16 protein-coding genes and 3 pseudogenes are annotated in these 19,845 nt (G+C 72.0%); 9 read left to right on the forward strand and 10 right to left on the reverse strand.

Annotation, left to right across the window (positions count from 1 at the left end):
- The first annotated feature begins 23 nt into the window (after nt 1–23).
- On the forward strand, nt 24–803 hold the full coding sequence (locus QI554_RS13200; protein WP_281469551.1) for a helix-turn-helix domain-containing protein: 780 nt from the start codon (nt 24–26) through the stop codon (nt 801–803).
- Here QI554_RS13200 and QI554_RS13205 read toward each other — a convergent pair.
- Entirely contained in the window at nt 800–1,180 is a 381-nt protein-coding gene (locus QI554_RS13205; protein ID WP_281469554.1) for a MerR family transcriptional regulator, read from the reverse strand. The two genes, QI554_RS13200 and QI554_RS13205, sit on opposite strands and share 4 nt — an antisense overlap.
- Before the next feature lie 91 nt (nt 1,181–1,271).
- On the opposite strand from QI554_RS13205, the gene QI554_RS13210 reads away from it, so the two are divergent.
- A complete protein-coding gene (locus tag QI554_RS13210; RefSeq protein ID WP_281469556.1) occupies nt 1,272–2,012 on the forward strand; it encodes an SDR family NAD(P)-dependent oxidoreductase in 741 nt (246 codons plus the stop codon).
- 1,040 nt (nt 2,013–3,052) lie between these two features.
- Here QI554_RS13210 and QI554_RS13215 read toward each other — a convergent pair.
- Nucleotides 3,053–3,685 (reverse strand): TetR-type transcription factor C-terminal domain-containing protein, encoded by a 633-nt coding sequence (locus QI554_RS13215; RefSeq protein ID WP_281469558.1) that lies wholly within the window; start codon nt 3,683–3,685, stop codon nt 3,053–3,055.
- 90 nt (nt 3,686–3,775) lie between these two features.
- Here QI554_RS13215 and QI554_RS13220 point away from each other — a divergent pair, with 90 nt between their 5' ends.
- From QI554_RS13220 to QI554_RS13230, 3 genes are read left to right on the forward strand one after another with little or no spacing between them, the layout of a single operon-like run.
- Nucleotides 3,776–5,218, forward strand: a complete 1,443-nt coding sequence (locus QI554_RS13220) for a purine-cytosine permease family protein (protein WP_281469560.1) — start codon at nt 3,776–3,778, stop codon at nt 5,216–5,218.
- A gap of 47 nt (nt 5,219–5,265) precedes the next feature.
- Nucleotides 5,266–6,918 (forward strand): amidohydrolase, encoded by a 1,653-nt coding sequence (locus QI554_RS13225; protein ID WP_281469562.1) that lies wholly within the window; start codon nt 5,266–5,268, stop codon nt 6,916–6,918.
- Nucleotides 6,915–8,009 carry a C45 family autoproteolytic acyltransferase/hydrolase gene (locus QI554_RS13230; RefSeq protein ID WP_281469564.1) on the forward strand — a complete coding sequence of 365 codons (1,095 nt, stop codon included), beginning with the start codon at nt 6,915–6,917 and terminating at the stop codon, nt 8,007–8,009. Before QI554_RS13225 ends, QI554_RS13230 begins: the two co-directional genes overlap by 4 nt.
- 9 nt (nt 8,010–8,018) lie before the next feature.
- On the opposite strand, the pseudogene QI554_RS13235 reads toward QI554_RS13230, so the two are convergent.
- Together QI554_RS13235 and QI554_RS13240 are read right to left on the reverse strand one after the other, a co-directional pair.
- A pseudogene (locus QI554_RS13235) lies at nt 8,019–9,104 on the reverse strand (SCO2583/SCO2584 N-terminal domain-containing protein); the annotation flags it as partial.
- Between the two features lie 178 nt (nt 9,105–9,282).
- Nucleotides 9,283–9,681, reverse strand: a complete 399-nt coding sequence (locus QI554_RS13240; protein WP_281469568.1) for an SPDY domain-containing protein — start codon at nt 9,679–9,681, stop codon at nt 9,283–9,285.
- Between the two features lie 971 nt (nt 9,682–10,652).
- On the opposite strand from QI554_RS13240, the gene QI554_RS13245 reads away from it, so the two are divergent.
- Nucleotides 10,653–11,843 carry an IS110 family RNA-guided transposase gene (locus QI554_RS13245; protein WP_425527965.1) on the forward strand — a complete coding sequence of 397 codons (1,191 nt, stop codon included), beginning with the start codon at nt 10,653–10,655 and terminating at the stop codon, nt 11,841–11,843.
- A 77-nt stretch (nt 11,844–11,920) separates the two neighbouring features.
- On the opposite strand, the gene QI554_RS13250 is transcribed toward QI554_RS13245, so the two are convergent.
- Nucleotides 11,921–12,358: a glutaredoxin domain-containing protein gene (locus QI554_RS13250; RefSeq protein WP_281469572.1), complete on the reverse strand. Its 438-nt coding sequence runs from the start codon at nt 12,356–12,358 to the stop codon at nt 11,921–11,923.
- Between the two features lie 92 nt (nt 12,359–12,450).
- Here QI554_RS13250 and QI554_RS13255 point away from each other — a divergent pair.
- Nucleotides 12,451–13,258, forward strand: a pseudogene (locus tag QI554_RS13255) (transposase).
- 115 nt (nt 13,259–13,373) lie between these two features.
- On the opposite strand, the gene QI554_RS13260 reads toward QI554_RS13255, so the two are convergent.
- From QI554_RS13260 to QI554_RS13270, 3 genes and pseudogenes are all read right to left on the reverse strand, one after another.
- A complete protein-coding gene (locus tag QI554_RS13260; RefSeq protein ID WP_281469574.1) occupies nt 13,374–14,150 on the reverse strand; it encodes a hypothetical protein in 777 nt (258 codons plus the stop codon).
- 720 nt (nt 14,151–14,870) lie between these two features.
- The gene (locus QI554_RS13265) at nt 14,871–15,413 is read right to left on the reverse strand and encodes a YfbM family protein (RefSeq protein WP_343230780.1); all 543 of its coding nucleotides are present in this window, start codon (nt 15,411–15,413) and stop codon (nt 14,871–14,873) included.
- Between the two features lie 17 nt (nt 15,414–15,430).
- Nucleotides 15,431–15,541: pseudogene (locus QI554_RS13270) on the reverse strand (IS21-like element helper ATPase IstB); the annotation flags it as partial.
- A 157-nt stretch (nt 15,542–15,698) separates the two neighbouring features.
- On the opposite strand from QI554_RS13270, the gene QI554_RS13275 reads away from it, so the two are divergent.
- Together QI554_RS13275 and QI554_RS13280 are read left to right on the forward strand one after the other, a co-directional pair.
- Nucleotides 15,699–16,049, forward strand: coding sequence for a hypothetical protein (locus QI554_RS13275; RefSeq protein WP_281469578.1), 351 nt, complete (start codon nt 15,699–15,701; stop codon nt 16,047–16,049).
- A gap of 331 nt (nt 16,050–16,380) precedes the next feature.
- The gene (locus QI554_RS13280; RefSeq protein WP_281469580.1) at nt 16,381–16,887 is read left to right on the forward strand and encodes a response regulator transcription factor; all 507 of its coding nucleotides are present in this window, start codon (nt 16,381–16,383) and stop codon (nt 16,885–16,887) included.
- A gap of 272 nt (nt 16,888–17,159) precedes the next feature.
- On the opposite strand, the gene QI554_RS13285 is transcribed toward QI554_RS13280, so the two are convergent.
- Both QI554_RS13285 and QI554_RS13290 read right to left on the reverse strand, forming a co-directional pair.
- Complete coding sequence (locus QI554_RS13285; RefSeq protein WP_281469582.1) at nt 17,160–17,537, reverse strand: hypothetical protein; 378 nt, start codon at nt 17,535–17,537, stop codon at nt 17,160–17,162.
- A 391-nt stretch (nt 17,538–17,928) separates the two neighbouring features.
- Nucleotides 17,929–19,767 (reverse strand): hypothetical protein, encoded by a 1,839-nt coding sequence (locus tag QI554_RS13290; RefSeq protein ID WP_281469584.1) that lies wholly within the window; start codon nt 19,765–19,767, stop codon nt 17,929–17,931.
- Between the last annotated feature and the right edge of the window lie 78 nt (nt 19,768–19,845).

Here is a 19,845-nt window from a genome sequence, read left to right on the forward strand (position 1 = left end):
GCGCCGAACTAGCATCGGCGACCATGCACACGGTCGGCGAACTGCTGCGCCAGTGGCGGCACCGCCGCCGCCTCAGCCAGCTCGACCTCGCGCTCGCCGCCGACGTCTCGGCCCGCCACGTCAGCCTGGTCGAGACCGGCCGGTCCAGGCCGAGCGCCGAGATGGTCCTCCGGCTCGCGGAGCGGCTCGACGTACCGCTGCGCGAGCGCAACCGGCTGCTGCTGGCTGCCGGGTTCGCCCCCCGGTACGCCGAACGGCCGCCGGGATGCGAGGCGTTGCTCGCCGCGTGGGACGCCGTCGAGCGGGTGCTGCGCGCACACGAGCCGTACCCGGCCCTCGTCCTCGACCGACGCTGGAACGTCGTGATGGGCAACCGCGCCCTCGACCGGTTCCTCGCCGACCTCCACCCCGACCTGCTCCGGCCGCCGGTCAACATGGTGCGGCTGGGCCTGGACCCGCGCGGAATGGCCCCGCACATCGTCAACCTCGCCGACGTGCGGGCGGTGCTCCGCACCCGGCTCGCCCGGCAGCTCGCCAAGGCCCCCGACGCCGAACTCGAGGCGCTGTACGACCGATGGCTGGCGCCCGGCGCCGAAGACCCCGACGAGGCATGCCATCCGCTCGCGGCCGAGGTCGTGACCCCGATGGTCTTCCGGTTCGGCGGCCGCGAGTTGCGGCTGTTCTCGACCACGACCACGTTCGGCACGCCGCTCGACATCACACTGGACGAGATCGCGATCGAGGCGTACTACCCGGCCGACGCCGAAACCGCCGCCTGGTTCTCGGAGTCCGGCGCCTCCTAGGCACGCGCACCCGTCGCCGCGTGCTCGGAGGCCAGCCCGATCACCTCGTCCAGCACGTCGCGTGAGCGCACCAGGTCGAGGATCATGCGGTCGACGCGGGCGCGTTCGGACATGAGCTGATCGACCAGCTCCGGCGAGGCGATCTCGTTCGGCCGCCCGTCCGTGTCGCGCATGCAGGGGAGCAGCACCGCGATCTTCCGGCTGTTCAGGCCCGCGGCGAAGAGGGTCTGGATGCGGACGACGCGGTCGACCGCCCACTCGGCGTAGTCGCGGTGGCCGCCCGGAGTGCGCTCCGCGCGCAGCAGGCCCTGGGCCTCGTAGTAGCGCAGCGACCGCTCGCTCACCCCGCTGCGCCGCGCCAGCTCGCCGATCCGCATTCCGCACCTCACATGACGACTTGAACCTGACACCGGTGTCAACTTCTACCCTGCCGGAGCGACGAACGCACAGTCCACGAAGGAGAGATCGATGAGCGACCTGACCGGCAAGACGGCACTGGTGACCGGCGGCAGCCGCGGGATCGGCGCCGCGATTGCGAAGCGACTGGCCGACGCGGGCGCGGCCGTGGCGATCACGTACGTCCAGGCGGAGGACCAGGCCCGGGCCGTCGCCAAGGAGATCGAGGCCGGCGGCGGCAAGGCCGTCGTCATCCAGGCCGACCTGACCCAGCCCGACGCCGCGACCGCCGCGGTCGAGCGGACCGTGCGCGAACTGGGCGGCATCGACATCCTGGTCAACAACGCGGGCTTCCTCACCTACGGCGCGCTGACCGACGTGTCCGTCGAAGAGCTCGACCGCGTCCTGGCCGTCGACATCCGCTCGGTGTTCCTGTCCGTCCAGGCGGCCGCCCGGCACATGCGCGACGGCGGCCGGATCATCAGCGTCGGCTCGTGCTTCAACGGGCGGGTCCCCGGCGCGAACTTCGTACTGCAGGCGACCGCGAAGTCCGCACTGGTGGGCCTGACCAAGGGCCTCGCGCGGGAGTTGGGGCCGCGCGGCATCACCGCCACGATCGTGGACCCGGGCCCGATCGACACCGACATGAACCCGGCCGACGGCGACAGCGCCGAGTTCCAGCGCTCGCTCACCGCTCTCGGCCGCTACGGCGAGGCCGAGGACATCGCCGCGGCCGTGGCCTACCTGGCCGGCCCCGGCGGCCGCTACATCACCGGCACCGCGCTCGCCGTGGACGGCGGCTACGCCACCTGACGGCTCCACCGACCGGTGAGCACGAGGGCGCGGCCACGGCGGCGAAGGGCCGCGAACACCGGCGCGGTGCGGTGCCCGCGGAAGGGGACGGCGCGCCCGCGGCGGTGGCTCCGCGCGTGTCGCGTTGACCGGTCGGTCGACTGACTGACAGACCGGCCGGTCGGCCCCGGCGTCGCGGCGTGGACTGCCGTGGCCCGCACCGGGGTCGGGCTGTTCGCCTGCGGCGTGGACTGCACCTGGCTGCACCGTCCCTGGCCTGCACCGCGATCGGTGGCCTCCCGCCCCTCCCGCTTTCGATTTTCGCGCGGCCGACCCGCGCGTCAAGCCGCAGCATGACCAACGCTGTTGAAGGCGGCCTGTCCCGGGGTGGAGGGGGCGGCTTGACCCGCGGGCCGTCCGCGCTGAACATCCTCGGCACCTGCGGGAGGGGCGGGAGGTGTGGCGCAGCTCTCCGCACTTCGCGTCGCCGGGTTGCGGTTCCAGCGTGGTGGGCGCCCGGCGCCGCCGGTCGGTGTCGGCCGGGTGCCGGGGCGGGTCGCGCCGCCGGGCTGCGGTCGCCGATCTCCCATCTCTTACTGACAGCGGTTTTCAAAAGAACCAGATGGCAACATGTGGCCATTTGGTTCTTTTGACGCAAAGCCAATAAGAGACTCGGCGCCTCAATGCCCCGATTTGATGCGATATGAGAACCCGGAAGTGTGGTCACCGGTCGTCAAAGGTGGTCGCCCGCCCACGCTGGGACCGCGACCCGGCGACGCGAAAGCACCCGATGCGCCTCCACACCGCCTCCCCCTCCCGATAGTTGCCGCGGTTTTAAGCGCGGCCGGGCGGCTGTCAAGGCGCCCCCTCGAACACCGGTCAGGCCACCTGTCCGTGCAAGATCCACCGCGCCTTGACGGCCGTTCGGCCGCGCGGACAATCCAAGCCGGGGGAGGTGGCCACCGTCGGCGGGCAGGCTCGGGACGGTGCAGGTAGGAGGCCGTGCCTGCCGCAACGGAGCCGCCCCGCCCCGCACCTGCCGGCGCGCCCCTTGTGCGGCCCTACGCGCGGGCCCGCAGCGTGCCCGGCGCCAGCCCGAGCGCGTGCTCGGCCACCGTCAGCGCCATGTCGTCGAGCGCCGGGTGGTCAAGATGCGTGTCGCCGTTGGCGTACGCGCCCATCCCGTCGACGGTGACCAGGACGCGCAGTGCCGCGCCGAGCGCGTCGTCGGTGGTGAACTCCCCGTCGCGGACGCCCTGTTCGATGAGCTCGGTGAGCGCGTCGCGGGTCGCGGTCTCCTGCGCGTCGACGGCCTCGCGCAGGCCGTCCTTGAAGCGGCTGAGGTGCCGTGCGTTCAGCCACAGCCGGCTCAGGTCGAGGCAGTCGGGTTCGCCGAGGCGCACGAGGAAGCGCGCGAGCCGCTCGGTGGGCGGCAGGCCGGCCTCGTCGGCCGGCAGCAGCGCGTCGCGCTCGCGGGCGGCGGCGTCGGTGAAGGCCTCGCTGACCAGGGTGTCGGCGGCGGGGAAGTAGTGGCCGATCAGGCCCGGCCGGACGCCGAGCTCGTCGGCGACGCGGCGCAGCGTGATCTTCTCCAGCCCCTCGGCGAGCGCGATCCGCGCGGCGGTGTGCAGGATCTCGGCGCGCCGCTCGTCGGGCTGCTTCCGGATCCGGGTCGCCTGGGGTCTTGACGTCATGCCGGACACCTTATTGGATGTGCGACCATTAGCTAATTGGCTATGCGACCAATAATCTCCGGTCGCCGCCGGCCACCCCGAGAGGTCCCCATGACTACGACCCGCCCCGTCCCGCCCGGGACGCCCCAGGACGCGTCCGCCGCCCCCGCCGCGGACCGCCCCGGGCAGCCGGAGACCCGCGGAATCGACCAGGTCCCCGCCGAGGAGCGCGGCGGACGCCCCCGCCAGCTCTTCGCCGTGTGGGCCGCCCCGAACGTCAGCTACCTGAGCTTCGTCGTCGGCGCCACGCTGATCCTCATGGGCCTCACGCTGCCGCAGGCCGTCGGCGTGATCCTGGCCGGCAACCTGCTGTGGATCGGCACCGGCGTGATCGCCGCCAGCGGCCCCGTCGCCGGCACCAGCGGGTCGGTCATCTCGCGTGCCATGTACGGCGTCGTCGGCAACAAGGTCGTCCTCGTCCTGACCGGGTGGCTGATCGCCGCCGCCTACCTCGCGCTCAACTGGTCGGCCGCCTCCGTCGCCGGCATCGGCCTGGCCGGCCGCTACGGCCTCCCCGACAACGCGCTGGTCGACGCGAGTGTGATCTGCGCCATCGCCGGCGGCACGATCTTCATCGCCATCTACGGCTACGCCCTGATCGTCCGCCTCTACACCGCGCTCAGCGTGCTGCTGACCGTGGTGTTCGTCGTGGTCACCGGCTACGTGCTCGCCGAGACCGACTGGTCGTACGCCCCGGCCGAGCCGCTGCACGGCGCCGCGCTCGCCGCCGCCCTGGGCACCGGCTTCACGATCATCGCGTCCACCCCGCTGTCGTACAGCAACAGCCCCGACCTGGCCCGCTACCTGCCGCGCGACAGCAACCCCTACGCCATCGCCGCGTGGACCGCGTTCGGCGCGTACCTGCCCAGCGTCGTCTTCACCGTCGTCGGCGCGCTCGCCGCCACCAGCCTCGACATGACCGACCCCGAGGCCGCGCTGCAGGGCGTCCTGCCCGGCTGGTTCATCCCCGTCTTCGTCGTCGCGGTCGTGGTCAACGCGATGACCAACAACGGCATGACCGCCTACAGCGCCAGCCTGTCGATCCAGTCCGTCGGCGTCCGCCTCGCGCGCATCCCCGCCGTGGTCATCATCGGCGCCCTCGGCACCGGCATGACGCTCTACGCGATCCTCGTCTTCGACTTCCTCACCAGCGTCAACACGATGCTCCAGCTCGTGGTCGTGGTCACCGGGCCGGCCATGGCCGTCGCGGTCGCCGACCTGCTGCTCCGCCGCAACCGCTACCTCGGCGCCGACCTGCTCCGACAGGAGCGCGGCGGCCCGTTCTGGTACCGCCACGGCGTCCACTGGCCGGGCATCGCCGCCCTGCTCGCCGGCGGCCTCGTCTCCGCGATGTGGGTCAACACCACCTTCTGGGTCGGGCCGATCGCCGCCGCGACCGGCGACGTCGACATGGCCATCCCCGCCGGGACGCTCACCGCCGCCGCGGTCTACTGGGCCGCCACCCGCGCGCTCGGCACCATCCCGCGCGGCTGACCCGCCACCCGCCCCACCGAACCCCGCACAGAGTGAAGGACCATCCCGTGCACGCCGACGTCATCGTGATCGCCGGCCGCGTCGTCGACCCGGCCGAACCGACCAGCGAGACCACCGCGACCGCCGAGACCGCCGACCCGACCGCGGCCGCGGTCGCCATCACCGGCGGGCGCATCACCGCCGTCGGGGACGCCGACACGGTCGCGGCACTGCGCGGCCCCGCGACCCGCGTCCACGCGTTCCCCGGCGCGGCGATCCTCCCCGGCCTCGTCGACGTCCACGCGCATCCCGTGTGGGGCTCGATCTCCCTCGGCGGCGGCGTCGACCTCGGCGGCGCCGCGACCCTCGACGAGGTGCTCGACCGCCTCGCCGACGCCGTCGCCGATCAGTCGTCCGAAGCCTGGATCACGGGGTACGACCTCGATGTGAACGTCTTCGACGGCGACCCGACCGGACTGCCCCTCGGCGGCCGATTCCCCGGCGTGCCGGTCTCCCTCATGACCAGCGACGCCCACGCCCTCGTGGTCAGCCCGCGCGTCGTCGAGCTGGTCGGCCTGACCGGCCGCGAGACGTTCACCGACGCCTCGTCCGTCGAGGTCGGCCCGGACGGCCGCCCCACCGGCTACGTCGTCGAGCTCCAGGCCATGGACCTGGTCTTCGAGCACTACCCGGAGGTGCCGCTGGAGACCGCCGCCGGCTACGTCCGCGACCAGCTCGGCCGCCTCGCCGCCGCCGGACTCACCGGCCTGCACGCCCTCGACTTCGGCGACCCCTCCGAAGCCGTCTACCGGCACCTGGAGGAGCACGGCGACCTGCCGCTGCGCATCCGCTGCTCGCCGCTCGTCCCCGCCGACTCCGCGCCCGACGTGTGGCGCGAGGTCGCCGACCTGCAGGGCCGCGGCGGCCGCCGCTGGCACGTCGAGGGCGCCAAGTTCATGCTCGACGGCACCGCCGACAACGGCACCGCCTGGTTCGAACACCCCGACAGCCACGGCGAGAACCGCGAACCGCTGTGGCGCGACGTCGACGCCTACCGCGCCGCGATGCGCTTCTTCGCCGAACGCGGCATCCCCACCGCCACGCACGCCATCGGTGACCAGGCCGTCCGGTTCGCGCTCGACGTCATCGCCGAGGTCGGCCCGGTCGACCGAGCCCCGCACCGCGTCGAGCACATCGAGTCGATACCCGACGACCTGCTCGGCCGGTTCGCCGAACTCGGCGTCGTGGCCAGCCTCCAGCCCGCGCACGCCACCCGGCACACCCGCCCCGACGCCACCGACAACTGGTCGCGGCGCATCGGACCCGAGCGCGTCGCGCGCGGCTGGCGCACCCGCGACCTCCTCGACCACGGCGCCGTCGTCGCCCTCGGCTCCGACTGGCCGATCGGGCCCGGCGACCCGCGCGTCGGCCTCGCCGACTGCCAGCTGCGCCGGCCCGTCGAGAACCCGGACGCCGCACCCGTGCAGCCCGGCCAGGCCGTCACGGCCCGCGAGGCGTACGCCGGCATGACCACGGCCGCCGCCTACACCGCCGGCGCGTCGGACGAACTCGGCCGCGTCGCCCCCGGCTACCTCGCGGACCTCACCGTGTTCGCCGCGGACCCCCTCGCCCTCGCCCCCGAGGCCCAGCCCGGCAACACCGTCCTCGCGACGGTCGTCGCCGGCGAGGTCCACCTCCACCCGACGGAAGGACGCCCGTGACTCCCGCCAACCCCGCACCCCGCCGGCACGTCGAGGCGGTTGCCGCCGACCCGTACCGGCGTGGCGTCGTCCGCGGCGAGCTCCTGCGTGACGCGCTCCCGGGCACAGTCGAGGTGTACGACCGGCTCTTCGCCCTCGGCGGCGTCACCCCCGCCCAGGTCCGCGACGACGCCGAACGCGCCCTCGACGCCGTCGACCGCTTCCGCCCGGACGCGCGCGCCGAGATCGAGGGCGTCGCCGCCGGCTCCGGCACCGAGCTGTGGCGCGTCGCCGCCCTGAACGCCCGCACCGAGGTCCTGGCCCGCAGCACCGTCGTCCCGCCGGGAGAATGCACCACGGTCGTACGCCGGTTCGCCGCCCCGGACGGCACAGCCGTGGGCACCCTCGGCGTCCAGACCTGGGACTGGCACGTCGAACTCGCCGACCACTGGCACACGTTGCGCACCCGCGGCGCGGGACACGCCTTCGTCGGGCTGACCGAGAACGGCATCCTCGGCAAGATCGGCGTCAACAGCGCGGGACTGGCCCTGCACTTCAACATCCTCGGGCACACCAAGGACGGCGTCGGCGGCATCCCCATGCACGTGCTCGCCGCGATCGTGCTCGGCGAGGCGGGCAGCGTCGCCGAGGCCGTCGAACTCGTCCGCACCGCGCCGGTCGCCTCGTCCGGCTCCTTCGCGCTGTTCGACCCGACGGACGCCGTGCTCCTCGACCTCAGCCCCGTCGGTGTGTACGAGATGCGGCCGCACGACGGCTGGCTGCTGCGCACCAACCACTTCCTGACCCCGGCGCCCGCCGCCCACGAGAAGACCTGGCTCTACCAGCCCGACTCCGGCGAGCGCCGCGACTTCGTCCAGGCCAGGCTGGCCGCGGCCGACCCGACGACCCCGGCCGACCTCGTCGACCTCCTCGTCACCGGCCCCGGCGAACCCCCGGTGACCTGCCTCGCCGACCCCGCCCAGCCGCTCGGCCAGCGCTGGCAGAGCCTCGCCACCGTCACCCTCGACCCGGCGACGCGCACGGCGGCCGTCCTCGACGGCACACCGGCCGACGCGGCGGACGGGGCGTGGCGCACCCTGACGGCGGGCTGAGCCGGCGGCTCAGATCACCGCGCCCTGCATGCACCCGGGCGCGGTCGGGAGCGCGTCGTCCAGGTCGTAGGGGTGCGAGTCGCCCTTGGCCTTCGACCCCTTGTGGTCGCCGTACTCGCCGAACAGCGGGTGCAGGTAGCCGTCGACAGGTCCGCAAGCGGCCGAGTACGCACGGGTGTTGATGGTCTCCAGCCGGATCGTCCCCGACGGCGCGCGCTTCGGCGAGGAGGCCTTGTACACGGCGGTGTCGAGCTCGCGGCGCACCATCGTGCGGTCCGGACGCCCGGCGCCGCCGTTCGGCGCCACCGCGTAGACGAACGCGTAGGAGGCGTGGATCCGCAGCGTGCCCGCCGAGTCGACGGTGTACGTCATCGAGCCGCGCACCTTGACCACGGGGCCGATCAGCCGGGTCTGCGCCGGGTCGAAGCGGGTGACCCAGTCGACCGGGTCGTCGTGCGGCCCGTGCGGCCTGGCCAGGTCCGCGCGCAGTCGCACGGCGAAGTCCGAGCCGGGGGCCAGCACGTCGAGGTACGACTGGGGGAAGCCGCCGTTCAGCGTCGCCCGGTCGAGGTTGCCGGCGACCAGGAGGTCCTTGGTCAGGCCGAGCGCGGCGCGGACCTCGTCGGCGGAGAAGCCGTTCGCGTCCGCGGCGGCCGGCGGCACGATGCCGTCCGCGCCGTTCGCCCAGCCCTCGGACTGCGAGCCCTTGAACGGCTGCGCGGGATCCACCGGCACATAGCTCACCGTGTCGTCCGAGCCGCGGAACCAGTCCTCGATCGCGCCGCGGTTGTACGCCGCGAGCAGCACCACCGAGGCGAGTACGAAGCACACCGCGACCGTCACGTCGGTGCGGTCCCGGCCCTGCGCCGGCGGCGCGGTGCGGCCGCGCCGCCACGGGCGCCAGGACCACCGCCGCCGCGGCGGGCGCGCGGCCCGGGTGGGCATCGTCCACCGGCCGCCGTCGTTGCCGGCGGCCTCGCGGAACCCGGTGTGCTCGGGTGGGTTCTCGCGCCAGCGCGCCGCCAGCATGCGGGCCCGCGCCGAGCCCTCCGTCGCGGTGGCGCCGCGTATGAACCCCTCGTCGAGCACCAGGCCGTCGAACGGGTCGTGGGGGGGGGGGGGGGGGGGGCCCCGGGGGGGGGCGGCGGGGGGGGGGGGGGGGGGGGGGGGGGGGGGGGGGGGCCCCCCCCGGGGGGGGGGGGGGCGGGGGGGGGGGCGGGGGGGGTGGGGGGGGGGGGGGGCCCCGGCCCGAGGCGTTCAGGGGGTGCCGCGGTCAGCGGCGGCTGTGGCGGGGCAGTTCGTCGGGGTGGCGCAGGACACCGGCGGGGGCGGTGACGGCAACGATGAACGCGATGATGGCCTCGGCTGGGGTGTGGTCGCCGAAGGTGGTCTTCCACATGGGACGGGTGTCGCCGGGGTCGGCGTAGGCGGTGATCTCCCACAGCGCGTCGGGGTCGTAGCCGTCGGGCCGTTCGGGCAGGAACCCGACGCGGACGCCCCGGGCGGGGTGCTCGACGATGACGTGCCCTGCGGTGCCGTCGATCACGGTCCACGCCTCCAGGGCGTCGAACACCGGGCGGGTGTCGATTCCACCGGCCAGCCACACCGGCACGGTGACCTCCGCGTCCGGGCCGACCGCCGGCTGCGGGACCTCGGCGGGAATTGCGTCCATAGCGGTGCTCCTCCTTTTCCCGGGCAGGGCTCCGCCCGGCGTCGAAATGAAAGGCTTTCCGCGCCCCGGCCCGGGTGCGAATTCCCCGGGCGGGTTCCCGGGATTTCCCGGGTGTGTTACGACGTTAACTCCGCCACCCGGTTTCCCCCTAGGGAAAATCGGGCTTGATAATGCTGGAATTTCAGGTATTCCACGACCGGATTCAAGGAATTCATGGCCGTGTGCGATGTCTTCGGTCGCTGCGTGTCCCGCTACCGCGTGTCGGCGCGCTGTGCGCCGTGCGGGCGCCGCCGTCGCGTGCGGGGAGGTGCCGCCCGCATGGCTGCGGCGCGTCTGTGCCAGGTGTGCGACGTACCCGCGTGGGTGCCCCAGGCCGTTCCCTCGCGTGACCTCGGTCGGTCGCGTCCCCTATGTACTACGGAGGATTCGGGGGCCCAAAACGACACGGCCGCGCGCAGGTCCACCGGCCGCAGGCCTGGTCCCGCGAGGCCGATCGCCTGCACGAGCCGCGGCACCGCCTGCGTGCACCTCCGGTACGGCGCGGTCAGGCGCTCGACCTGCTCGGCAACCGTGCGGCGCGCGCACCCGCTGTCGTGGCAGAAAAGCCGCCGCACCCGAAGCCACAGCACCACCCGGCGGCCGCCGATCGGCCGGTCCGCCAGCCGACGCTGGGACAGGCGGCACGGCTGGTACACGCGTAACTTGCCGACAACGATGTGGCGTGAGCCCCGTCAGCTTGTCCTACCTTCCAAGCGTGGCTTCGAGCCGATCATTCGTAGGATCGGCGGGCCCAGGGGTTCCGGGTATGGCTGTGAGCTTGTCGCCGCTGGATGGCTCAAAAGACTTGGCCGCCCGGAGCCCCGCGACGACTCGACCGCTAATTGGGAGAAGCGACTCGATCGCTGTGTAGGACAACGTCGGCGAGGTCGTCCGCGGGACTGTTGCGTGTCGGCGAGCTGGCGGAGGTGACCGTGCCCAAGCTCTGGGCCGGAGTGGACATCGGCAAGGAACACCACCACTGCGTGGTGGTCGACGCGCAAGGCGAACGGCTGCTGTCGCGCCGGGTCGCCAACGACGAGCCGGCTCTGCTGGAACTGATCGTCGACGTCCTGGCTCTCTCGGACGACGTGCTGTGGGCGGTGGACATCAACCACGGCGGCGCCGCCCTGCTGATCGGGTTGCTGCTCGGCCACGACCAGCCGATGGTCTATCTCACCGGCCTCGCGGTGCATCAGGCGTCCGCCGCCTACCGCGGCCAAGGCAAGACGGACGCCAAGGACGCATTCGTCATCGCCGACCAGGCCCGCATGCGCAAGGACCTCGGCGTGCTGCGGCCCGGCGACGCGATCGCCATCGACCTGCGGATCCTGGTCCGGCGCCGCACCGACCTGGTCAACGACCGCACCCGTCAGATCAACCGGCTCCGCGAGCAACTCCTGGAGATATTCCCGGCGTTGGAACGCGCCCTGGCCCTGACGAACAAGGGCCCGGTACTCCTGCTGACCGGCTGCCAGACGCCGGCCGCCATCCGCCGCAGCGGCGCGAAGCGCATCGAGACGTGGCTGAAGAACCGCAGAGTGAAGAACGCCGGCGCCGTCGCGCACGCCGCGGTCGAAGGCGCCAAGGCCCAGCACACGGTGCTGCCCGGCGAGCAGCTGGCCGCCGGGATGGTCGCCCGGCTCGCAAAGGGCGTGCTCGCTCTCGAAGACGAGATCGCGGAGCTCGACGCCCCCCATCGAGGCCCGGTTTCACGGCACCCGCACGCCGAGGTGATCCGCAGCCTGCCCGGCATGGGCGCCATGCTCGGCGCCACGTTCATCGCCGCCACCGGCGGCGACATGGACGCGTTCGGCACGCCCGACCGCCTCGCCGCCTTCGCGGGCCTGGCACCGGTGCCACGCGACTCCGGCCGGGTCAGCGGCAACATGCGCCGACCACGTCGTTATCACCGTGGACTGCTGCGCGCGTTCTATCTCTCCGCGATGGCCAGCCTGCGGACATGCCCAACCTCACGGGCCTACTACCAACGGAAGCGCGACGAAGGGAAAGGCCACAAGCAGGCCGTGCTCTCACTCGCACGACGCAGCGCCAACGTCCTGTGGGCAATGCTCCGCGACGGAACGGCCTACCGAACAGCCCCGCAACTCCCAGCAGCAGCTTGACAATCCTCATTGGGAAGTCTTTTAATCTCTGCCTGCTTGGGTCTGCGGGCGCCTCTTCAGTAGGGCGTGGTTTCTGATCACGCTGAAGGGGAGAGCTGTTCGCGCACCCAATCGGGATCGGGGTTCGTGCGTGGCTGGCCCGCCACGACGACGGTCGGCACGGTCTCGTTGCCGTCGTTGGCTGCTCTCACCGCTGCGGCTGCTGCCGGGTCTCGCCAGATGTCGACCCAGTGCAGCTGGCGGGCGCTGCGGCCCAGTCGGATGCGCAGTCGGATGCAGTACTTGCAGCCCGGCCGCCAGAAGACGACCGGCTGGCCGTCGACCGCGCTGCGGCGTTGCGCCTCCAGCGCGCCGATCGATCTCGGGAAGATCAGGGGCGAGTTCACACCGGCGAGCACCAGGAACGCCAGCAGGAGTGCCGCGGCTGTGCCGGGGCTCCCCTTGAAGATCAGCCCGGTCGCGACCGCTGAGCCGCTGAGCACAATCAGCATCGGCAGGATCCAGGCGCGCATCATGGTGACGCAGGCTATCGATGAGCCGAATCACTCCTCGAACCAGGCCCGTCACCTGGGTGTTCGCCGGACGCTGAGGCGGCCTTCATCTGATCATGTGCTCCGACCAAGGACACGCGACCACGACGAAGGCCGTGAAGGTGAGTTTGCTGCCTGATCATGCTCCGGGGGAAGCGTTCGCGAAAGCGTCACGCTTCCGGGAGGACCTATTCGACTGCCTGACCGTGCGCGGTGACGAACTGTTCGACCTCACGGACGCGTTGCGGTGCGCGGACGGTCCGGTGACGGCGCCGGTGGACCTGACACGGTGGCCGAGCACCGGCGCGAAGTATGACGCGTTGAAACACGGGAGCGTGGACGTGCGCCGGCTGAGGCAGGCGCTGGCCGGCCTGCCCATGCCGCAGGCCGCCGACAGCCGCCTGGTCCTCGCCGTCGACGTCAGCAACTGGCTCCGGCCCGGCGACTCCACCAGCGCGGATCGTTTGTTCTGCCACGTGTATGGCCGCAGCGGACGGTCCTCGGACCAGTTCGTTCCCGGCTGGCCGTACTCGTTCGTCGCCGCCCTGGAATCGGGCCGGACGTCTTGGTCCAGCTCCTGGACGCCGTCCGTCTCGGGCCGGACGACGACGTCGCCGAGGTCACCGCCGCCCAGGTCCGCCGGGTGTCACCGACTTGATCGAGATGGGCCGCTGGCACTTCGGCGACCGCGACATCCTCATCGTTCTCGACGCCGGATACGACGCCCCGCGCATGGCCCACCTCCTCGCCGGCCCCCCGGTCGAGGTGCTGGGATGGATGCGCTCCGACCGCGTCATGCGACGGCCGACGCCCTCACTCAAGGAGTACGCCCTGTCCTATCCCCGGGGCGGCGAACTCCCCATCATCGAGGGCACGCTGCCCTGAACGGCCACGTGGTTCGAAGAACCGTCGCCCCGCGACCCGCTATGACGTCGGGAAGACGACCAGGCGCCCCGAGGGCATCATCGAGCGCGACAGCCTCAGAGATTAAAAGGCAAGCTCAGAAGGGCGGATCGTCGGTGTAGCCGCCCCAACCTCTGGAGTTCTCGCGCTCTGCACGAAAACGGGCGTAGGACTCGCGGGCTTCGACGTCCTCGGGGTTCTCCAGGCCGTTGACGTCGTGGCCCCAGCTTCTGAGCGCGTCCAGGGCGCGATCGCGGGTGTAGCGGTCGGTGCTGGTGGCCAACAGGCGGCGGGTGCGCGCGGCGAGTTCGTCGCGGTGGCCGGTGAGGTCGGGGTGTTCCGCGAGCGGGATGGCGGCGAGGACGGCGGCGTCGCGAACGGCGGGGTCGTCCGCGTCGAGGAGTGGCCGGACCGCGTGGTAGAACCGTGGGCGCAGGTCCCGGAAGGCCCTCATTTCCGCATCGACGTCGAGGTAACGGCCTTCGAAGCGTCGATTGCAGCTGGCCAGCGTTTCATCGTCGGCGTCGAATGCGGTGCTGCTGAGCCACTCCAGAAGTACTGCGCGGGTGGGCGGGTGCAAGGCGTCTGCGTCTGCTGCAGCGTCGTCTTCGTCCGCCGCGGTGGCCGGATGGTCGAGGATCGCGGCGACGAACTGGGCGACAGGCACGGTGGCTTCGTAGATGGTGTTCTGGTGCCCGATCAGTGCTTCATCCGCAGCGGCCGCCCGGACCGCGGGGTCGGAGTCGAGGAGTTGCGCCAGCGCCGCGGGCAGGAGTTCGCCGGTCCCGTGCGGGGTCATCAAGGAAGCCCAGTCGGTGTTCTCCAGGATCACCTGGTGTTCGGGCAACGTTTCGGGCGGTGGGCTGCTGGTCACGGGCGGAGGCTAGCGCCTCCGGGGGACACGCCACTGCCAGCGTTCGGTCATCGTGCTTGGGCGAATTGCTTGGTTACGTGGGGTTGTCAGCGCCGTCGACCAAATGCACGGCCTCGGGAAGTAGATGGAGCTCGAAAGGTCCGTAGCACTCCGAGAGCTCCCGGCCGACTACCGCACCGCAGCGGCATGCCCGATTGGGCGGTCCGTCGCCGGGGGCTCCGCAGCAGCTCGGCGGCGCGTCCGGTGCAATGTGCCAGACCAGCCCGGGCGCGTCGTCCGGGTGCAGGACGAAGGTGTTCCGAGGCCCGGCTGACACCACCACCACGCCGTCCTCGTTGCTGGTGCACGGCCCTCCTGGGTACGCCGGGGGGGGCAAGAGTCCTGGTCATCCGCAGGAACGAAAGGGGTCCCGTGCGGCTCTGGATCGACGGCGTACGTTCCGCATGGCATCGTGGCCGGTGCCCGCCGCCGACCGTCCACCAGTACCCCTTCGAACTGATGCCTGGCTGGAACAATCGGCAGGAGATCGACGGGGACAGTCAGGGCCGCGCCACAGTTGGCGCACCGAAAGATCGTCATCGTGGCCGTGTCTCCGAAACGCTCTGCCTGCCGCAACGGGTTTTCACCCGCCGGGTTTTCCACGCACTCAACGTGCGAAACCACAGAAGGCGTGCCAGAACCCTCGTTTGGCTCCGGCTTCCGGTCTGGCCCGGCCCCGGCCTACTGGTCGACGGTGAAGATCGCTGCTCGGCCGTTGGCGGCGGCTGTCCGGTAGAAGTCCTTGAGGTCGGGCAGGAACGCGAGGGTGTAGGTGATGTCGTCCTCGTCGCCGGTGCCCTGGTAGTCGTCGAACGTCAGTGTTGAGAACCGCTCTCGCAGCCACGGCTCATCGAGCGTTGCGAGGGCGGCGGCGATTTCGCGGACCTGGTCCGGGTCGACGTAGGACACGATGTAGTCGTCTTCGTCGTGCAGCAGTCGCCCGCCGAGGATGGCGTGCGAGAGCGGGTAGTCGCCGTTGCCGAAGGCCAGGTCCCCGTCGGTGAGGCAGCGGTGCAGCGCGTCCCAGGACTTGTCCAGGGCGACGTAGTGGTCCCCGGTCCAGCTTTCCTCCTCGATCTCCTCGATCAGGGCCATCACCTCGCCGTCGTCCTCGGCCGCCAGCAGGCGCTCTGCATCTTTGGTGTCCAGTGCGAAGATCACCGCGCGGCATGCCATAGGGGTCCCCTGTTCTGCGAAGATCCGGTCGGCGGGATCCAAGCACATGCGTCCGACGGCACCAGCTATCGAGCGGTGTTCTGCTGCCGGGCTTTGGTCTGGGCGAGGCGGTAGGACTCGGTGCCGGTCTCGATGATGGTGCCGTTGAACGTGAGCCGGTCGACGATGGCCGCCGTTATCTCGACTCTGCCTGCTGATTTCGGTCTGTAACCAGCAGCTTCGTGTAGTGGACAGCTGTCTTCGACTAGCGCTCCGTGGAGGGCCCGGGCTCACGTGCTCAGCTCGGTTGCCTGGTCGTGGGCGGTGTCAGGCCGGGCTGTCATGATCTTGGACGTGGACGAGATGCTTGAGGTTCTGCGCCGGGAGTTCGACGCCGAAGAGGGCAGCTTCCTTCTCCGGCTGCGCGGCATGGAGTGGGATCGCGACGCGTTCACCCGGCTTGAGCGTGCGATGCGGGCGGCGTGCGAGCACTTCCAGGCGAACGGCAGCCTCGACCGGTGGGTGGCCGAGGGGTTCTATGCGGTGGCGACGTGGGTGCCCGTCTGGACCTCCCACCCAGGCTTCCCGCGGCCTCGTCCGGACGGCTACTACGAGGCGTGCATCGAGCGCATCGGCGACCTGGCCGATTGGTTCTTCCGGGGGTTCTCCAACTATGTCGAGGGGCATGTCTGGGCGGAGCTGTGAGAGTCGGCTCCGTGGTCAGGCAACGTCGGTGTTCCGTTCGACGGCGGCGATCCGGTTCGTGAGGCGGTAGCTGGGGCCCTTGAAGGAGATCACGTCACCCTGCAGCAAGCGGCGGGGTTGAGGATGGCCCCGCTCATCGCTCCTCGGTGTGGAGCCGGGCTGCGCGGAGCTGGCCGTGGGCGTGTGCGAGGGCGTCGCGGAGTTGTCGGTTTTCCTCGCGCAGCCGGCTGATTCGCTCGTGCGCGAGGGCGAGTCGCTGTCGCAGCAAGTCGTCGCTGGCCCGGGTGACGCTGTTCCGGACGGCATCCGCGTTCGCCTGAAGGCTTCGCAGTTGCCCGACATCGCATTGATCGACATCCACCTCCCCGACGGCGACGGCATCGCCCTAGGCGCGACCCTCAAACGCCGTTGGCCCGAGCTGCACGTCGTCGTGTTCACCATGCACGCCGACGACCAGTCCATCATCCGCAGCCTCGGCTCCGGGCTGGACGGCTACCTCCTCAAGGACTCCGACCCCGACGACGTCCTGGCCGCCATCCACTCCGCCGCCCGCGGCACCGTCGTCCTGGGCCCCGGCACCCAGGCCGCGGTCACCGCCGCCGCGTCCGCCGCGCCCCTGCCCACGCCGCTGACCGCCCTCAACTCCCGCGACCTGGAGATCCTCGAACTCCTGGCCGCAGGACTGCCCACCTCCCAAATCGCCACCCGCCCCTTCCTCGTCCCCAAGACCATCCGCAACCGCATCTCCGACATCCTGACGAAGCTCGGCGCCCCCACCCACGAAGAAGCCATCGCACTCGCCCGACACCACGGCTACCGTTTGCCCGACAGGCCGTGACAGCCCGCGACGAGCAACGGCCGCGGAACTGGCACCGCAGCATGCTCAGCGCAGGGCACTGCGGCTCCGTCGGCCTCCCCGATGCCGCGGTCCTCCGAGTTGGTCGCCGGGTCGGCGACGAGTGTCCTCGTCGCCGTACGCCCGCCCATTGGCGGGGAAGCGCCGGGGATGTGGCGAGCGCTGCTGCGGCCTACACCGAGCTGCCGGCCGACCGTGTGCACATAGAAGGCTCCGGCCGTCCCTCCCACCGGAATAGTCCAGAACGGGACGTCCTACCAGATGATCACACCTCCCCTGACCCCCTGCGCATGCGCGGCGGCGTCCTCGACGTTCCGCAGGCGCTCGGAGATCTGCCGAACATACTCCGCATGCGACTTGGCCGGGTCGGTGCTGGGTGCGACGAGTCCGAGGTTGCTTCGGATCAAGGCACATTCGTCCAGGAAGTCCGCCACCTGGTCTGGCATCACCGTGAGGTCACTGCCGGCCAGGACCGGGAAGAAGGTCGCCCCCAACGAACGCACGGCCTCGGACCCCCATACGGAAGTACGCCAGCGCTCGAAGCCCGCGAGAGGGGAACTGCCCTCCGGAACATCCAACAGGTTCCTCTTGCCGTCTTCACCAACGACAAACGTTTTCACCAACAAGCTCATGCCCTCAGTCGATCACGGGCGCCAATCACAGATCCACGGGGTTTCACGGCCGACAGCGCGCCGATCCCCGGCGACTCCGATCGCCCGATCGAGTGAAGTGCAGAGAAGATCCGCAACACGTCGTCGACGATCCCGACGGCGTTGTCGTGTGCAGCCGACGGAGGCTTATGACAGGGGGTCATGAGCTTTCTGGCGGAGTCGCTCGTAGGGGGTCTGACCGGTCAGGTGGCTGTGACGTTGTTGTGCGGGTTCTGGCAGCGATCACGGGTGAACCACAACCAAGACTCGTGAATCAAGCCACGGCAGTCCACCGGCACCTGAGCCGATACGCGCGGTCCGCGAGCCGCCCCGGCGGGCGGGCGTGGTGCCCGCCCGGCAGGTGCCGCAGGGTTCAGCGGGTTGCGGCGACTTGGGCGACGGCGGCTCTGGCGATCTCGCCTGCTGCGGCGGAGGGGTTGGGCAGGTGCAGCATCGGTGCGCCGGGGATCGGGCGGGGTGGGAACGGGCCGCCGAAGTGGAGGTGGAGGACCGCGCAACCGGCGGCGGTGAGGGCAGCGATACGGCGTGCGGCGGCGGCAGTCTCGTCCGTGCTGTACACGCCGTCGGAGGCAATCACCAGGAGTCGGCCGGCGCCGGGCCGCGTCAGGTCGAGGGCGGCGTCCAGGGCGTCGATCGCCTCGGCGAGGGCGTGGCCGCCGCCGGTGGCGTCGAAGCGTGTGGGGCGCTGGGGGGTGCGGCCGGGGCGGGTGACGGCGGTGAGGTGCCGGTCGTAGGCGATGGTCGCGGTGCGGGAGTCGGGGTCGGTCATCGCGGCGGCTTTCGCGATGATCCACGCGGCGGAGGAGACCGGCCCGGTGGCGCGGTTCATCGAGCCGGACACGTCGACGGCGATGCCGACGCGGAGCGGCGGGGTGGGGGTGGCGCGGCGCTGGGTGCTGCTCCAGGGCAGGGCGGTGGGCATGGCTCCTGCGGCGCGTTGGGCGTCGCGGGCCAGGGCGGCGCGCATGGTGAGGCGTCCGGGCGGGGTCGCCGAGGCGGTGCGCGTCTCGACGCGCTCGCGGTAGGCGGCAGCGCGCAGGCCGCGGGCGAGGCGTCCGGCGGCGGCCTTCTCCGCCGGGGTGGGGGTGCGGGTCCCGCGTACCGGTGAGCCCAGGACCCGGTGGGTGCCCGCCGGGTCGGCGGGGTCGACGGGGCCGGCGTTCGGTGCGAAGACCGCCTTGGCGAGGTCGCCTGCGTTCCGGGCCCGGCGGGCGTCGCGTCGGCGGGCGGCGGCGCGGGCCGCAGCGGCGGCGGCCTGGGCGGCGGCCTCGGCGTCCTCGCGGGCCCGGCGGGCTTGTTCGGTGGCGGCCACGCGTGCCGCCGTGTCGCCGATGGCGGCGGTGAGTCCGCCGGTGGGGGTGCCGTCCTCGGTGGCGGGCTCGGGTCCGGTCGGCGGCGTTCCGAGGGCCTGGCACCAGGCGCGGCCCAGGTCGAGCATGGTGTCGCCGTCGTGGTCGGCGACCTGGTGGGCGGCGGTCCAGATCCCGGCCAGCGTGTTCAGGAGGGGTTCGCCGAGGATCGCGGTCACGGTCTGCTCGACCGGTGCGGCCTCGCCGGGGTCGAGGATTCCGGCGTCGCGGCGGGCCAGGATCAGTCCGGCGGCGAACGCGGCGGACCAGGCGTTGTCGGGCGGCTTGGTGCCCAGGCCGTCCATGACCAGGTCGCGGACCACCGCGCGCAGGTAGGGCCGGTCGCCGGGACGGCGGGCCAGGTGCGCGCGTTCGGCGCGGGACTCCTCCAGCATGGCGGCGGCTTCCGCGGCGGCGGTGCCCTCGTGCTCGTCGGCAGGTGTCCACTTGCTGTGCGCGGAGTGCGCGGCCTCGTGGCAGAACGCGCCCCAGGCGGCCGGGTAGCGGTCCTCGTCGCCGAAGGAGGCCGGGCGCAACGTGCCGGGGTCGTGCGGGGCGAACACGCTGCGGGCGACCTCGACTTGGGCCAGGGTCGGGAAGAACGCGGCTGGGGCGCCCGAGCGGGTGGCGTGCTCGCAGGTGACGATGACGTCGTCGCGGTTGCCGATGGCGGGGAACCGGCCGGTCAACTCGGCGGAGATGCGCAGCCATTCGGCTTCGCGCGCCTCGCGGGAGGGGGCGGGCGCCGGGGTGGGGCCGCCGTCGTCCTCCCAGCGGGCGGCGGCGAGTTCGTCGGCGGAGGTGGCAGGCGGGCGGTGGTCGACGTGGCGGTGGGCGGGCATCGCGGATCGGTGTCCCTTCCGTGCGGGGTGAGCAGGCGGCGGTGCGGGACCGGCGGGGCCGGGCGGCGGCCGGGCCGC

Source organism: Yinghuangia seranimata (assembly GCF_029953285.1).
Lineage (GTDB): Bacteria > Actinomycetota > Actinomycetes > Streptomycetales > Streptomycetaceae > Yinghuangia > Yinghuangia seranimata.